Genomic DNA, 14,964 nt, shown 5'->3' with positions numbered 1-14,964 from the left:
CACCCCTTCTCAGCCAGCCGCGGTTGCGGTCTTGGTCCGGTCTCTGTGCCGTTCGACGGCTGCAACGTCGCTTTCCGCCTCAAGCATCAGCATCAGCGAGTGCAGCTGTTCAAGGTCGCGCAGTTCGACATTGATCAACAGACGGTAAAAATCCGGTTTGCGGTCAACAAATTCCAGGTTCGAAATATTGGCCTTTTTCTCACCGATCAATGTGCAAATTCGCCCCAGAACCCCGGCATCGTTGCCGATGGTCAGATCCAGCGTTGCGCCGTACACGGCTGGGTGGGTGCCCGAATGCCAGTGCAGATCGACCCAGCGGTCGGGTTCACCTTCGAATTCGCTCAGCCGGTCGCAGTCGATGGCATGTACCACCACGCCTTTGCCCCGGTAGGTGATGCCAACGATCCGCTCGCCAGGCAGAGGCTGACAACACGGCGCACGGTCGAATTTCTGACCCGGCTCAAGGCCAATCACGGCACGACGCAACGGAATGGCATCACCGTCGTCCTTGGCCAGTTCCGGATAGACGGCTTCGACCACCTCATGCGCCGTCAATTCCGCGCTGCCCAGACGGGCCAACAGCTCGTGCCGATCTTTCAGACGCAAGTGTTTGGCAGCCGTATCCAGCGCCTTGTCCGTTGCCTTGCGACCAACATGTTCGAAGCCAGAACGGGCCAGTTCCTTGCCCAGCTTGATGAACCGCTCTCTGTCGACCTCGCGCAGAGCACGGCGGATCGCAGTACGGGCCTTGCCGGTGACAGCAATCTCAAGCCATGTGACCTGCGGTGTCTGACCGTCAGCCGTAATAATGTCCACTGACTGACCGTTCTTCAGCCGTGTCCACAGCGGCACCCGAATGCCATCTACCTTGGCCCCGACACAGGCATGGCCGATCCGGGTGTGAATGGCATAGGCAAAATCAATCGGTGTTGCCCCACGGGGCAGCTTCACAACATCGCCTTTGGGTGTGAAGCAGAACACCTGGTCGGAATACATTTCCAGCTTGACCGCTTCAAGGAAGTCTTCGTGATCTTCTTCGTTGTCGAACTGCTCAGTCAGGTTCGAAATCCACTTGGCCGGGTCAACCGCAAAAGGGTTCTCGGTGCGTACACCGTCGCGATAGGACCAATGCGCTGCAACACCGGTTTCAGCCACGTCGTGCATCTGACGAGTGCGGATCTGAACTTCGACCCGTTTACCATCGCGCCCCGACACAGTGGTGTGAATCGAGCGGTAGCCGTTTGACTTCGGCTGACTGATGTAATCCTTGAACCGTCCCGGCACCGCGCGCCAGCGTTGGTGGATGGCACCAAGCGTGCGATAGCAGTCCTCTTCGGTCTGGGTGATGATGCGAAAGCCGTAAATGTCCGACAGGCGTGAAAAGCCCTGATCCTTTTCCTGCATCTTGCGCCAGATCGAGTAGGGTTTCTTGGCGCGGCCAAAGACCTCGGCCTCGATGCCCGCCTTTTCCAGCTCGTGTCGCATGTCGCCGGTGATGCGGTGGATCACGTCACCGGTTTCGCGTTGCAGCGTGATAAAACGCCGGATGATCGACTGGCGGCCTTCGGGGTTCAGCACGCGGAAGGCAAGGTCTTCCAGCTCTTCGCGCATCCATTGCATACCCATTCGGCCTGCGAGTGGAGCGTAGATGTCCATCGTCTCGCGCGCTTTGACAACCTGCTTTTCGGGGCGCATCGCCTTGATCGTGCGCATATTGTGCAGACGGTCCGCCAGCTTGACCAAAATGACCCGCAGATCCTTGGACATGGCCATGAACAACTTGCGGAAGTTTTCAGCCTGCTTGGTCTCGCGGCTGGACAGTTGCAGGTTGGTCAGCTTGGTGACGCCATCGACCAGCTTGGCGACTTCATCTCCGAACAGTTCGGCAACCTTGCCATAATTGGCTTTGGTATCTTCGATCGTGTCGTGCAGAAGCGCTGTTATGATAGTCGCGTCATCCAAACGCTGTTCGGTCAGGATGGCGGCAACTGCAACGGGGTGGGTAAAATAAGGCTCGCCGGAATGGCGGAACTGCCCCTCATGCATTTTCTGGCCGAACTCATAGGCCAGCGTAATGCGATCAGCATTTGTCTTGGGATTGTAGTTGCGGACCAGCGCAATCAAGTCGTCTTCAGAAATCATCCGGTCCGCACCTTCGTTACTAGGGCTTACCCCTGTCCCTGAGCCTCCATCAGAGCGCGCAGGAGTTTTTCTTCGGACATGTCGTCCATGGCTGGCTTGTCCGATTCGGCACCCATCAGCAGCGCCATCTGGTCTTCTTCCGGCTCATCGACCTCGATCTGGGTCTGGTTGGCCTCGATCAGACGCTCGCGCAAGTCATCAGCACTTTGGGTTTCGTCGGCGATTTCGCGTAGGGATACGACAGGGTTTTTGTCGTTGTCACGGTCAACGGTAATCGCAGCACCAGCGGAGATTTCGCGCGCTCGATGGGCGGCAAGCATCACCAGCTCGAACCGGTTTGGAACCTTATCTACGCAATCTTCAACCGTCACGCGGGCCATGGGGCGCTCTCCGTTTCTGAATCCATGTCAGGAAGAGGTTTATCTAAGCGCGAATCCGCGCCTTGACAAGCAGGAAATGCTGCATTTGCGAGGATCACAGCGGCGTGACCGCCTCAACCTCTGCTAAAGGCAAGTCAGCGACCATCTGCGTAACCGAGCGCTCAAGAACCGGATGGCACCAATCCGGCGCGATATCTGCCATGGGAACCAATACAAAAGCACGGTCCTGCAGGCGCGGATGGGGCAATATCAGTTGATCGGGCGCCTCATTCTGCTGTGCGTCAGAGGGCAACGTCAGCCAGCGATCAAAAACAACCTGATCTGGCAACACCAGATCGTCAAAGCACACAATATCCAGATCCAGCGTCCGCATACCCCAGCGTTGGATCCGTTCACGCCCGAACTCATGTTCAACTGCATGCAACACGCGCAAAAGCTCGGTCGGTGACTTTTCGGTTGCGATCAGGGCCGCCGCATTCACATAGTCAGGACCCGCACCCACGGGGAAACAGGGGGTTGCAAAAAACCGGCTGACTGACCGAATCACCACCCCCTGACGCGCAATAGCGTCAAGTGCATTTCGAAGTGTCATTGCGGGCTCATTTCCTCTCAAGTTGAGATTTGCACCCAGCGCAACAACGGCATTTGACAACGAATTGCTCATCTAGCACCCTATATTCGACACATTGCATACTTGCGATAACCGGCAAAAGTTCTAATTATAGACCGACAGAACGCGCCAATTCATCACTCACTCACTCATCTAGCGGTGCGGTCTGTATTATACCGGAAGGGACTATTTATGTTTTATAAGGACGAACGGCTAGCGCTGTTCATCGACGGCTCGAATCTTTATGCCGCGGCAAAAGCACTCGGTTTCGACATAGACTACAAACTTCTGCGGCAGGAATTCATGCGCCGCGGCAAGTTGCTTCGGGCTTTCTATTACACAGCGCTCCTGGAAAACGACGAGTATTCGCCAATACGCCCATTGGTCGACTGGCTGCATTACAACGGCTTCACCATGGTCACGAAACCGGCCAAGGAATACACCGACAGCATGGGGCGTCGGAAAGTCAAAGGAAACATGGACATCGAACTTACAGTCGATGCCATGGAACTTGCGCCGCGTGTGGATCATATCGTGCTGTTCTCGGGCGATGGGGATTTCCGCCCGTTGATCGCCAGCCTGCAACGCCAAGGCGTGCGTGTTTCCGTTGTGTCGACCATCCGCAGTCAGCCACCGATGATTTCGGACGAACTGCGTCGTCAGGCCGACAACTTCATCGAATTGGAAGATCTGCGTGACGTGATCGGACGCCCGCCACGTGAAATGCCGGCCGAGCCGCGCAACGTTGCGATGGCCGGCAACAGCTGATCCGGCACACGCCTTTTTTGATGGGGAAAAATTCGCGCGGTCAGGACCAGGGTCCTGGCCGCGCTTCTTTAACAATGAACAGGTGCTGAAACATAACTTGGCTAGCATCGATTCGTGTCAGTTGAATGACGATCTCCTGTCTGGACCAAGGCCGGGAAAAGACTTACCTGTGCCCTAAGGAGACAGCCCAATGACAAAGCCACCACTGACACTTTACCTTGCCGCTCCCCGGGGTTTCTGCGCCGGTGTGGATCGCGCCATCAAAATCGTTGAAATGGCCCTGCAGAAATGGGGCCCTCCGGTTTATGTGCGCCACGAGATTGTCCACAACAAGTTTGTCGTTGACGGGCTGCGGGCCAAAGGGGCTGTTTTTGTCGAAGAACTACACGAATGCCCCGATGATCGTCCGGTGATCTTTTCCGCCCATGGCGTACCGAAATCGGTTCCTGCCGAGGCCGCCAAGCGCGAAATGATCTATGTCGACGCGACCTGCCCGCTGGTCTCGAAAGTGCATGTCGAGGCACAGCGCCATGCGGATGCGGGGTTGCAGATGATCATGATCGGCCACAAGGGTCATCCCGAAACCGTTGGCACCATGGGGCAGTTGCCCGAAGGCGATGTTCTGTTGGTTGAAACCGTCGAAGATGTGGCCACGGTTGATGTGCGTGACCCCGAAAAACTTGCTTTTGTCACCCAGACCACCCTGTCGGTTGATGACACCAAAGACATCATAGCTGCGCTTCAGGCCAGGTTCCCGGCCATTGTCGGGCCGCACAAGGAAGACATCTGCTATGCCACCACGAACCGGCAAGAGGCCGTCAAGGCCGTGGCCCCCAAGGCAGACGCCCTGCTGGTTGTAGGCGCGCCGAACTCATCAAACTCGCGCCGTCTGGTTGAGGTCGCCTCGCGCGAGGGCTGCAAATACGCGCAACTGGTACAGCGCGCCACCGAGATCGACTGGCGTGCGCTCAAGGGCATCTCATCCGTGGCCGTCACCGCCGGCGCATCGGCCCCCGAGCTTTTGGTTGACGAAGTGATCGACGCCTTCCGCGCGCATTACGATGTCACTGTGGAATTGGTTGAAACCGCCACCGAAAACGTCGAATTCAAAGTGCCGCGCGTCCTGAGGCAACCAGCGTGATCGGAGTACCAAAGGCACCGCTTTATCTGGGGTTGGCAGGGCTGATCCCTTTTGTCTGGGGTGCGTTGACCTATCTGAACGGCGACCTGAACGCTTGGGGCGCTCAGAACCTTGGCGCGCGGTTTGTGGGCCCGTATGTGCAGCTGTTCTATGGCTCGGTGATCCTGAGCTTCATGTCCGGTGTTCTTTGGGGGTTTGCCACCAAGACTTCGGGCAGCAAGGCAGGTCTGTGTTACACACTGTCGGTCCTGCCCGCGCTTTGGGCCTTTTTCATGACGGGCGGCGGGCCGGTGCAGGCGGGCACAAACCTGATGTACGGGTTTGCCGGCCTGTTGGTGCTGGATGCCTTGTTTTCTTATTGGCGGCTGACACCGGCTTGGTGGATGCGGTTACGCGTCCTGCTGACCGCCGTTGTTCTGGCCAGCCTTGCCGTCGGAGTATACCTGTGACCGATAAACGCACGATCGACGCATATACCAACAGGGTGGCCGAATACCTGAACATTCCCCTGCCCGAAGCACAGCTTGAGGCCAGACAAGCATTTGTAGATGCAGTCGTCGCAGGTGGATATGTTCTGGATCTGGGATCCGGGCCGGGGTCAGATAGCAGTTTCCTGATGCGTCAAGGATTGACGGTAAAGGCGCTGGATGCGACGCCTGCCTTCGTGGATCACGCCCGGCAGAACGGAGTGGACGCCCATCTGGGCACGTTCGATGACGTCACCGAAACCGCTATCTATGACGGTGTCTACGCCAGCTTTTCCCTGCTGCACGCGCCACGCGCAGATTTCCCGCGACACCTGAAGGCGATTCACACTGCTCTGAAGCCTAAGGGGCAGCTTTTTCTCGGCATGAAGCTGGGCACAGGTGAGCACAGGGACGAGTTGGATCGGTATTACACCTATTATACTGAAGCCGAGATCGAAGACGCGCTGACCCAAACCGGATTCACAATTGATCGCTCGGTCAAAGGGATGGGAAAAGGTCTTGCCGGCTCTTACGACGGTTTTGTCCTGGTGTTCGCTCATGCCTGATTTGTTTGCCTATACCGATGGTGCCTGTTCCGGCAATCCCGGACCCGGAGGCTGGGGTGTTTTGCTGCGCGCGATGGACGGGGACACCGTTTTGAAAGAGCGTGAGCTGAATGGCGGCAAGGCCGAGACAACCAACAACCGAATGGAATTGCTGGCCGCCATTTCCGCGTTAGAGACGTTGGAACGCCCTTCGAAAATCACTATTGTGACCGACAGCGCCTATGTGAAGAACGGCGTCACCGGCTGGATCTTTGGCTGGAAGCGCAACGGCTGGAAAACCTCGAACAAGAAGCCGGTCAAAAATGTCGATCTGTGGCAACGTCTGGATGAGGCGCAAGAACGGCATGATGTGACCTGGGAATGGGTCAAAGGACATGCGGGCCATCCGGAGAATGAAAAGGCCGATGAACTGGCCCGTTCCGGCATGGCCCCGTTCAAACCCAAGAAGGCGCAGGCGTGACCGCGCTGACGCTGCTGGATTATGCCTCGGTCCTGATCTTTGCGCTGACCGGAGCTTTGGTGGCAAGCCGCGCGCAGCTGGATCTGGTAGGGTTTGCCTTCATGGCCTGCCTGACGGCAGTCGGGGGCGGCACCGTGCGTGATCTGTTGTTGGACCGGCACCCGATCTTTTGGGTCGGTCAGCCGGATTACATCCTGATCGCCGTCGCCGCCGCGGTATTGGTTTTTTTCACCGCACATCTGATGGAAAGCCGTTACAACTGGCTGATCTGGCTGGACAGTTTCGCTCTGTCGGTGGCGGTCGCCGCCGGTACCGGCGCGGCACTGTCGTTGGATCAATCCGGGGTCATTGTTGTGTTGATGGGCGTGACGACCGGTTGTCTGGGCGGGTTGATGCGCGATGTCGTCTGCAACGAGGTTCCGCTGGTGCTGAAACAGGGCGAGCTATATGTTTCATGCGCTTTTACCGGCGCGCTGACAGCTGTGATTGCTGTCCGGCTGGGGTTGGAACCCGCGCTCTCACTGGCTCTTTGTGCGCTGGTTTGCTGGGCGTTGCGGGCTGGTTCTTTGACGTTTGGTTGGCAACTGCCCGTCTACAAAAGTCGCCCGCCACGCAGCTAGGCCAACCGGTGGACGCAACAGAACTGTGCTGATACCTCTTTGGGCAGTACAGTTCGGCGAGGCACGCGATGACCTTCAGATTCACATCCATATCAGCTTGTCTGGCTCTGCTCGCCTCGTGTGGCGAGTACTATACACCTGTCAGTTTCGTTGCACAGGGCGACCAGATCATTGCATCAGGCACGATTGATGAAACGACGCTATCGGCATTTGAGGAAGTCGTCGCCGAAAACCCCGAGGCCCGAACTCTGGTCCTGCAATACATCGAAGGATCAGTGGATGACGATGCCAATGTCATCTTCAGCCGCGAAGTACACAAGGCCGGTTTCGATACAGTCGTACCGTCTAACGGTCTGGTTGCCAGCGGGGGCACCGATCTGTTTCTGGCCGGAAACCGCCGCATCTTGCAACCGGGGGCCTGTGTCGGCGTTCACAGCTGGGCCGGATCGGGACTGGTGGCGACCGAGTTGCCCGAAGACGACCCGGAACATGACCGATACCTGGACTATTTCAAAGACATCGGCGTGGATGAGGAATTTTACTGGTACACCCTCTTCGCAGCCCCGGCTGAAAGCATGCACTGGATGACCGCCGCTGAAGCGAACCGGTACGATATGACCACAAAGGGTGCACCGGCCCTTGGTTCAGCCACGGTGTGCGACGCGCGGTGAATCAACGCGACAGCAAGCGCGCACCGATCTCTTTGACGAATTTTGCGGCCACCATTGCGGTCATACCGTATGGGTCGCGATGCGGGTTCAATTCAACAATATCCGCGCCAACCAATTGACCCTCGAAACGATGGATCAGGTTGATGACCTCGCGCGTGCTCAGCCCGCCAGGTTCGTGATGTGAGACGCCGGGGGCAAAGGCCGGATCAAGTGCATCCAAATCCAGTGACAAATAGACGGGGCCATCAAAAGAAATCTGCAGGTCGGCACTCCAGTTTCGCATGTCGATCACTTCGACTCCGAACCTGTCGGCTTGCGCGCGCTGATGGGCGTTCATGGTTCGGATTCCGACCTGTACCAACCGCTTGACCGGGCAGTTCTCCATCACCCGCGCAAAGGGGCAGCCATGGCCCAATGGGCCGATATCCTGCTCGTCATACAGATCGGGATGGCTGTCGATATGCAGAATGTTCAGGCCTTCGTTTCGGTCCGCATGGGCTTTGATCAGCGGATAGGCTACAGAATGATCCCCGCCCAGAGACAACAGGCGCGCGCCGGTTGCGATCCGCTTGGCTGCTTCGGTTTCGATCCGGTCAATCGGCTCCTGACCCCGCATTTCGAACACGTCCAAATCGCCGGTATCACGAAACCGCTCGGTCGCGCCCAGATCAGTGCCATCCTCGGCCGTCAGATTGGCAGCACCCGAATGCAGTGCCTCGCGAATTCGTCCGGGCGCGAAAGCCGGACCTTGCAGGAAAGAGGAATGCAGATCCAGCGGCACACCCATCAGGGCGACATCACCCGGTTTCAGATCGTGCTGCATCGGCATCCTCCCAAATCGTCTGGACGCGATCTGGACGGACAAAAGACCCAAGGTCAAGCGGTTATCGGCGCAGATAGGTTTGCCAGATCCAGATCACCAGTAACGCGCCAAGAACTGCGCCAACAAAGCCAGACAGCCAGCCCATGACTGTTACCAAAAACCGCAGCAGGAACCCTCCGATCAAAGCGCCAACAATCCCAATCAACATGGTCGTCGGGATATCTGCCTCGATCCGCATCAGCCGGGTGGCCAAAAACCCGGCAGCTGCTCCGATGATGATCAGGGCGACAACGGGCATCTTACTTCCTCCAATGGGTCGGCACGATGATCAAGGCCCCGACAGATGAAATCACCGCGTCCAATCCCGGCGGGCCAAAGCTGATCCCAAACATGATGCGGACAAAATAAAACAAGAACGCTCCGCCCACGCAAATGATGATCGAGGGCAGATAGCCGTTATGAGTAAAGCCAGATTTCTCGGACAGGTACCCCACAATCCCGGCAATCACGACGGTGCCCATCATCACCATGAACATATGGCTTTACTCCGAAGACAGCTGAGTGCCGGTCGGTATTGCCCAGCCCCGCAGAAACGTTTCCCTATCCTGCGCGCCTTTGCCTGCCCTTTGCAAGCGCAGCAGTTCGACAGCACCCTGCCCGCAGGCCACGTGCAGATCGTCATTCAAAACTTCGCCAGGGGCGCCCAGCCCGTCTGCGACGCGCGACGCCAGCACCTTGATCCGCTCACCGTCCATTTCGGTCCAGGCCCCGGGAAAGGGCGACAGGCCGCGGATCTGCCGATCAACCTCGACCGCCGGGCGTTTCCAGTCAATGCGCGCCTCGGACTTGTCGATCTTAGCGGCATAAGTTACGCCGTCCTCGGGCTGAGGTTCAGGTGCAAGGTTCGGCAGATTGGCCAGTGCATCGATGATCAACGCGGCCCCCATGGTCGACAGGCGATCGTGTAGCTTCGCAGTGGTTTCTTCGGGTTCGATTGCAGTTACCTGCCGCAACAGAACGGGGCCAGTGTCCAGACCTGCCTCCATCTGCATAATGCAGATCCCGGTCTCGGCGTCGCCTGACATGATCGCCCGATGGATCGGCGCGGCCCCGCGCCAACGCGGCAACAGGCTGGCATGGATGTTCAGGCAACCCTGTTTGGGCGCATCCAGAACAGGCTGCGGCAGGATCAGGCCATAAGCTACGACAACGGCCACATCCGCGTTTAGCGCGGCAAAGGCGTCTTGTTCTTCGGCTGATTTCAACGAAACCGGATGGCGGACGGGAAGGCCCAACTCCTCGGCCCTGGCGTGAACGGGCGTGGGGCGGTCTTTCTTGCCGCGACCAGCAGGGCGCGGCGGCTGACAATAGACGGCAGCAATTTCGTGCCCAGCCTCAACCAGCGCATCCAACACCGGGACTGAGAATTCGGGGGTTCCCATGAAGATGACACGCATGCTCGCCTCCGGAGTTTTTCGGGTACCGGGCTGAAACCCGACTTACGTCAGTTTCTTTGCTTTACGCAGCAGCATGTCGCGTTTGACCTTACTGAGCCGGTCGAAATACATCTTCCCGTTCAGATGATCGATCTGATGCTGCACGCTGGTGGCGTCGATCCCGACAAAGTCGCGACGGTCCACCATGCCCTGTTCGTTCACGTATTTCACAGTCACTGCACGCGGGCGTTTGATCTTGGCTGACACACCGGGCAAGTTCGGGCTGGCTTCTTCGTGTTCGCGCAGCTCAATCGAGCTGTGCAGGATTTCCGGGTTGGCCAGACGCACGGCCTTGCCCCGCTCAGCCGATCCATCAACCACGGCCAGACGCAACATCACACCAATCTGCGTCGCAGCAAGGCCAACACCGGGCATTGCCTCCATCGTGTCGATCATATCGTCCCAGATCGCCCGAATTTCATCGGTGATTTCTGCCACCTCATCCGCTTCGGTGCGCAGACGTTTGTCGGGCCAGGGCAAGCAGGTGCGCACGGTCATGAGCGTGCTTTCTCGCGTTTCAGCTTTTGCATCTTGCGCGTGATCATCTGCCGTTTCAGCGGTTTGAGATAGTCGATGAACAGCTTGCCGTTCAAATGATCGATCTCATGTTGCACGCAAGTGGCCCAAAGCCCATCAAAGGTTTCCTGCTGCAGATTGCCATTCTGATCCATCCAGGTGACGTCCACCACCTTGGGGCGGGTCACTTCGGCGTATTGATCGGGGATGGACAGGCACCCTTCCTCATAGACATTGGTTTCATCCGATGATGCGATGACCTCGGGGTTGAACATGATCAGAGGGCGCGGGGTTTCACCTTCTTCCTTGACACAATCCAGAACAATCAAACGATCCAGCACACCGATCTGCGGCGCGGCCAGGCCGATGCCGGGCGCGTCATACATGGTTTCCAGCATGTCGTCAGCCAGTTTGCGCAGCTCGTCCGTAAGGTCGCCTACGGGCGCGCAGACCTTCTTCAGGCGGGGGTCGGGATGGATCAGGATATTGCGTTTCATGAGGCTGATTTAGGCCATCCCGTCCCGCGCCGCAACGCCCCCCTTGCACCTGCCCGATTTGCGGTTAGCTTTCGACCAACAGAACGGAGCAGACATGACTTTCAACGACCTGATCGACCGCCGGGGCACCAACAGTTCCAAATGGGACAAGATGGAGATGTTGTACGGCGTCTCACCCAATGACGGGCTGGCCATGTGGACGGCCGATTCCGATTACCAAACAGCGCCTTGCGTAATCGATGCGGTGCGCAAAGCCGCTGATCATGGCGTGTTCGGGTATTCCTGGATGCACCCGGATTATCTGGCTTCCGTCCAGTGGTGGATGAAAACGCGCCATGACTGGGAAATCGATACAGATTGGATTCTGACAACCCAAGGTCTGGGCAATGCAATCGCGCTGTCGCTGGATGTCTGGACCGAACCCGACGATGGCATCGTGATTTTCACTCCCGTCTATCATGAGTTTGCGCATAAGGTGAACAAATCAGGCCGCCGGGTCGTCGAATGCCCGCTGGTGCGGGAAGGCGACAGCTATGGGTTTGATCTGGACGACGCGCAGTCGCGGCTGGACGGGTCCGAGAAGATGTTGCTGTGGTGTTCGCCACAGAACCCGTCGGGGCGTGTTTGGACGCCAGATGAACTGCGTGCCGTGGCCGCGTTTGCCGAGCGGAACGGTTTGATCCTTGTGTCGGACGAGATCCACCACGATCTGGTCTATCCCGGTGCCAAGTTCGTGCCGATGGATGTGGCCGCCCCGGATGCGCGACCCTGGACAGTGACGCTGACCGCTGCGTCAAAGACGTTCAACATCGCCGGGCAGCGGACCGGCAACATGATCATTCCCGATCCCAAACTGCGCGCGGCCATGAAGCATCGGTTGCAAACACTGGACTATGACCCCAGCGCTTTGGGTGTGGCGATGATCACCGCAGCCTACAGCCCTGAGGGGGCCAAATGGGTGGATGCGCAGATTGCACATCTGGAAGGCAATAAGCGCTTGTTCGATCAGACCATCGCCGAAATTCCAGGTCTGTGGTCGATGCCTTTACAAGCAACCTATCTGGCCTGGGTCGATTTCTCGGGCACGGGCATGGATCACGCAGAATTTGTCCGCCGCCTGCGCGAGGACGCGCGGATCGCCACATCGTCTGGCCCCGGCTTCGGCACAGGTGGAGAGACGTTCGAACGCTTCAACCTCGCCACGCAGCGCGCGCGGGTAGAGGAAGCTTGTAACCGACTGAAACGGGCTTTTGGCGATTTGCAGTAAGGCATGCGGCGGCTGGGGCTGATAGGTCTAGCTCTGTTGATCGCGGGTGCCGGCTGGGTTGGCTGGCACCGCTTTGGCCCGCGCCCGCCTACGCCGCCAATGGCACCCGAAGCCACGCGCATTGACCATATCCTGATCGAGAAATCTGCCCGCCGCTTGACGGCCACGCTGGACGGGGCAGTGGTGATGCAGGCTGACATTGCACTGGGCTTTGCTCCGGATGGGGACAAAGAGATCGAAGGGGACGGTAAAACGCCCGTCGGGCTGTTCAGGATCGATCGGCGCAATCCAAACAGCGCCTTTCATCTGTCGCTGGGCATTGACTACCCACAACCCGACGACATCAAACGCGCACGCCAGCAGGGTACGGACCCCGGAGGAGACATCTTCATCCATGGCCAACCCAATGGGGTGGCCGGTTTTACGCTGCCCGGAGACTGGACCTTGGGCTGTATTGCGCTGTCAAACGCCGAAATGGCGCAGCTTTGGACTCTGACTGAAACCGGAACGACCGTCGAAATCCGGCCCTAGTCCTCGTGCCCCAACAGGGCAATCGGTGCATCCGGCGCGCGATAGAAATCCAGCGGAGCCTTGTCATGGGCCGCAGTGCTGCGCTTGAACTCATACCGCATCTCACCACCCTCATCCTCATCCGCGACGATCAGGCATTGGTAGAGGTGGTTGGCCCCATCGTAGATATCGACCAGCCCACGCAGGCGGGGTGTCGTTTCGGCCTCAACAGTGAAGCCGTCCTTCCACAATTTGAGGATTTTGTAGGTATTGTTGCCCATTTCCACCCGCAAACGGCTGGCTTTCTTCAACGTGGCGATTCGGGCCGCGTCCAACTCGGCGCGTATTTCCTTTGAAACATAGGTACTCATTAATCCGTTCCCCCGTGAATGACATCTATTGTGCGGGAACAGTTGTAAAAATCCAGTGAACCACATCACAGAATTCAGCGCGGCTGCGAATTGTTGCACAGAAATCCCAACCCTGATTGTGCGCGAATGCAGAGCAGTTGCGCGGGCGTTCGGATAGGCACAGGGCGGGCACAGACCTATCTTCAGACAAACGCCTACGCGGAGGAAAAGAAATGGGCCTGCTGGTCGACGGAACATGGCATGACACTTGGTACGACACAAAGTCTACGGGAGGCGCGTTCAAACGCAGCGCGGCGCAATTTCGCAACTGGTTAACGGCTGATGGAAGCGCGGGGCCGTCCGGCAAGGGCGGATTCAAGGCAGAACCCGGGCGCTATCATCTCTATGTCAGTCACGCCTGCCCCTGGGCGCACCGCACCCTGATCTTTCGCGAATTGAAAGAGCTAACTGACCTGATCTCTGTCTCAGTTGTGCACCCTGACATGCTGGACAAAGGCTGGACCTTTGTGACCGACGATCATGGCGCAACGGGTGACGATCTTTACGGCATGGACTTCGCGCACCAAATCTACACCAAGGCCGATCCGTCCTATTCCGGCCGCGTCACGGTGCCGATCCTGTGGGACAAGCTGCAGGAGACCATCGTCTCGAACGAAAGTTCAGAAATCATCCGCATGTTCAATTCGGCCTTCAACGGGATCACCGGCAACACCGATGACTACTGGCCCGAGGCGATGCGGGACAAGATCGAAGAGGTCAACGCCCGCATCTATTCAGACGTGAACAACGGCGTCTATAAGTCCGGCTTTGCCACCTCGCAAGAGGCCTATGACGAAGCTGTGGGCCCGCTGTTCGCCACGTTGGACTGGCTGGAGGACCGCCTGTCCCGCAATCGGTATTTGATGGGAGACCGGATCACCGAGGCTGACTGGCGTCTGTTCACGACATTGATCCGTTTTGATCCAGTCTATCACTTGCATTTCAAGTGCAACAAACGTCGCCTGATCGATTACCCGAACCTTTGGGCCTATACGCGCGAGTTGTATCAATGGCCGGGTGTCGCGCCTACGGTCAACATGAACCATATCGTGCGCCACTATCACTACAGCCATGACAGCATCAATCCGCACCGGATCATCCCGACCAATCCGGATCTGGAATACATGGAACCGCACGGACGCGATCAACGCCCTGCTGCGTAATGCTCCACCATCGCCGCCAGATCCTCTGGCGGCGTTTCACTTTGTACATAGGCACAGGCATTCGGGCTGTGGGCAAAGATCGAACCGTCCGAGAAAAAGGTGGTGTTGGTGACAAAGATCACCCGCGCCTCGGGGCGGCGATAGCTTGCGAAATCGGCCACCGCTAATGCGCTGCCGCTTTCCAAAACCAGATCCAGCACGATGATTTCAAAATCCGTGCCATACAGCGCCAGAATGGCGGCCTCCTGCGTCTCGACCAGCGTGACCTCGGCGCCTTGCCGCTCCAGATGCCTTTTCCAGACCCGACCAAGGTCGGGGTTACTCTCAACAATCAGAACTTTCATTTGCAACAACCTCGGCACTTGATATGGTGAGTGGTGCCGACCCCCGTGGTCCGTGATCTCGTTATTTCCTTAACAAAGTGTTAACAGCGGCCCCACAGGTCCGTGATCACACG

General features: G+C 57.8%; 21 protein-coding genes. 10 read left to right on the top strand and 11 right to left on the bottom strand.

Annotation, left to right across the window (positions count from 1 at the left end):
* Positions 1–9: 9 nt before the first annotated feature.
* The 3 genes from GOV90_RS19390 to folK all read right to left on the bottom strand — a co-directional run bounded on the left by GOV90_RS19390 (position 10) and on the right by folK (position 3,186).
* Positions 10–2,142, bottom strand: coding sequence for a bifunctional (p)ppGpp synthetase/guanosine-3',5'-bis(diphosphate) 3'-pyrophosphohydrolase (locus GOV90_RS19390; protein ID WP_171096110.1), 2,133 nt, complete (start codon positions 2,140–2,142; stop codon positions 10–12).
* Positions 2,143–2,168: 26 nt separating this feature from the next.
* Entirely contained in the window at positions 2,169–2,522 is a 354-nt protein-coding gene (rpoZ, locus tag GOV90_RS19385) for a DNA-directed RNA polymerase subunit omega (protein ID WP_171096112.1), read from the bottom strand.
* A gap of 94 nt (positions 2,523–2,616) precedes the next feature.
* Complete coding sequence (folK, locus tag GOV90_RS19380; RefSeq protein ID WP_171096114.1) at positions 2,617–3,186, bottom strand: 2-amino-4-hydroxy-6-hydroxymethyldihydropteridine diphosphokinase; 570 nt, start codon at positions 3,184–3,186, stop codon at positions 2,617–2,619.
* Between the two features lie 138 nt (positions 3,187–3,324).
* Here folK and GOV90_RS19375 point away from each other — a divergent pair, with 138 nt between their 5' ends.
* The 7 genes from GOV90_RS19375 to GOV90_RS19345 all read left to right on the top strand — a co-directional run bounded on the left by GOV90_RS19375 (position 3,325) and on the right by GOV90_RS19345 (position 7,825).
* Positions 3,325–3,900 carry an NYN domain-containing protein gene (locus tag GOV90_RS19375; RefSeq protein ID WP_171096116.1) on the top strand — a complete coding sequence of 192 codons (576 nt, stop codon included), beginning with the start codon at positions 3,325–3,327 and terminating at the stop codon, positions 3,898–3,900.
* 190 nt (positions 3,901–4,090) lie between these two features.
* Positions 4,091–5,041, top strand: coding sequence for a 4-hydroxy-3-methylbut-2-enyl diphosphate reductase (ispH, locus tag GOV90_RS19370; RefSeq protein ID WP_171096118.1), 951 nt, complete (start codon positions 4,091–4,093; stop codon positions 5,039–5,041).
* Positions 5,038–5,490 (top strand): DUF3429 domain-containing protein, encoded by a 453-nt coding sequence (locus GOV90_RS19365; RefSeq protein ID WP_171096120.1) that lies wholly within the window; start codon positions 5,038–5,040, stop codon positions 5,488–5,490. Before ispH ends, GOV90_RS19365 begins: the two co-directional genes overlap by 4 nt.
* On the top strand, positions 5,487–6,074 hold the full coding sequence (locus tag GOV90_RS19360; RefSeq protein ID WP_171096122.1) for a class I SAM-dependent methyltransferase: 588 nt from the start codon (positions 5,487–5,489) through the stop codon (positions 6,072–6,074). The genes GOV90_RS19365 and GOV90_RS19360 overlap by 4 nt, the downstream gene beginning before the upstream one ends.
* Entirely contained in the window at positions 6,067–6,534 is a 468-nt protein-coding gene (rnhA, locus tag GOV90_RS19355; protein WP_171096124.1) for a ribonuclease HI, read from the top strand. Before GOV90_RS19360 ends, rnhA begins: the two co-directional genes overlap by 8 nt.
* A complete protein-coding gene (locus GOV90_RS19350) occupies positions 6,531–7,154 on the top strand; it encodes a trimeric intracellular cation channel family protein (protein ID WP_171096126.1) in 624 nt (207 codons plus the stop codon). The genes rnhA and GOV90_RS19350 overlap by 4 nt, the downstream gene beginning before the upstream one ends.
* Before the next feature lie 68 nt (positions 7,155–7,222).
* The gene (locus tag GOV90_RS19345; RefSeq protein ID WP_171096128.1) at positions 7,223–7,825 is read left to right on the top strand and encodes an alpha/beta hydrolase; all 603 of its coding nucleotides are present in this window, start codon (positions 7,223–7,225) and stop codon (positions 7,823–7,825) included.
* Between the two features lies 1 nt (position 7,826).
* Here the strand turns inward: GOV90_RS19345 and speB are convergent, their stop codons facing one another.
* The 6 genes from speB to def (GOV90_RS19315) all read right to left on the bottom strand — a co-directional run bounded on the left by speB (position 7,827) and on the right by def (GOV90_RS19315) (position 11,157).
* The gene (speB, locus tag GOV90_RS19340) at positions 7,827–8,648 is read right to left on the bottom strand and encodes an agmatinase (protein ID WP_171096130.1); all 822 of its coding nucleotides are present in this window, start codon (positions 8,646–8,648) and stop codon (positions 7,827–7,829) included.
* A 61-nt stretch (positions 8,649–8,709) separates the two neighbouring features.
* The gene (locus tag GOV90_RS19335; RefSeq protein ID WP_171096132.1) at positions 8,710–8,946 is read right to left on the bottom strand and encodes a GlsB/YeaQ/YmgE family stress response membrane protein; all 237 of its coding nucleotides are present in this window, start codon (positions 8,944–8,946) and stop codon (positions 8,710–8,712) included.
* Position 8,947: 1 nt separating this feature from the next.
* Positions 8,948–9,184, bottom strand: coding sequence for a hypothetical protein (locus GOV90_RS19330; protein ID WP_171096133.1), 237 nt, complete (start codon positions 9,182–9,184; stop codon positions 8,948–8,950).
* A gap of 6 nt (positions 9,185–9,190) precedes the next feature.
* Positions 9,191–10,105, bottom strand: a complete 915-nt coding sequence (fmt, locus tag GOV90_RS19325; RefSeq protein WP_171096135.1) for a methionyl-tRNA formyltransferase — start codon at positions 10,103–10,105, stop codon at positions 9,191–9,193.
* Positions 10,106–10,147: 42 nt separating this feature from the next.
* Positions 10,148–10,642, bottom strand: coding sequence for a peptide deformylase (def, locus tag GOV90_RS19320; protein WP_171096139.1), 495 nt, complete (start codon positions 10,640–10,642; stop codon positions 10,148–10,150).
* Positions 10,639–11,157: a peptide deformylase gene (def, locus tag GOV90_RS19315; protein WP_171096140.1), complete on the bottom strand. Its 519-nt coding sequence runs from the start codon at positions 11,155–11,157 to the stop codon at positions 10,639–10,641. The genes def (GOV90_RS19320) and def (GOV90_RS19315) overlap by 4 nt, the downstream gene beginning before the upstream one ends.
* A gap of 94 nt (positions 11,158–11,251) precedes the next feature.
* Between def (GOV90_RS19315) and GOV90_RS19310 the strand changes: the two genes are divergently transcribed.
* Together GOV90_RS19310 and GOV90_RS19305 are read left to right on the top strand one after the other, a co-directional pair.
* Complete coding sequence (locus GOV90_RS19310) at positions 11,252–12,424, top strand: MalY/PatB family protein (RefSeq protein ID WP_171096142.1); 1,173 nt, start codon at positions 11,252–11,254, stop codon at positions 12,422–12,424.
* Positions 12,425–12,427: 3 nt separating this feature from the next.
* The gene (locus GOV90_RS19305; protein ID WP_171096145.1) at positions 12,428–12,955 is read left to right on the top strand and encodes a murein L,D-transpeptidase family protein; all 528 of its coding nucleotides are present in this window, start codon (positions 12,428–12,430) and stop codon (positions 12,953–12,955) included.
* On the opposite strand, the gene GOV90_RS19300 is transcribed toward GOV90_RS19305, so the two are convergent.
* A complete protein-coding gene (locus GOV90_RS19300; protein WP_171096148.1) occupies positions 12,952–13,305 on the bottom strand; it encodes a hypothetical protein in 354 nt (117 codons plus the stop codon). The genes GOV90_RS19305 and GOV90_RS19300 overlap by 4 nt on opposite strands.
* Positions 13,306–13,517: 212 nt before the next feature.
* Here GOV90_RS19300 and GOV90_RS19295 point away from each other — a divergent pair, with 212 nt between their 5' ends.
* Positions 13,518–14,507, top strand: coding sequence for a glutathione S-transferase family protein (locus tag GOV90_RS19295; RefSeq protein ID WP_171096151.1), 990 nt, complete (start codon positions 13,518–13,520; stop codon positions 14,505–14,507).
* Here the strand turns inward: GOV90_RS19295 and GOV90_RS19290 are convergent.
* Positions 14,489–14,851, bottom strand: coding sequence for a response regulator transcription factor (locus GOV90_RS19290; RefSeq protein WP_171096153.1), 363 nt, complete (start codon positions 14,849–14,851; stop codon positions 14,489–14,491). The two genes, GOV90_RS19295 and GOV90_RS19290, sit on opposite strands and share 19 nt — an antisense overlap.
* Between the last annotated feature and the right edge of the window lie 113 nt (positions 14,852–14,964).

It is taken from the genome of Ruegeria sp. HKCCA5929 (assembly GCF_013034525.1).
Lineage (GTDB): Bacteria > Pseudomonadota > Alphaproteobacteria > Rhodobacterales > Rhodobacteraceae > Ruegeria.
This window is presented reverse-complemented; position numbering and strand designations above follow the sequence as displayed.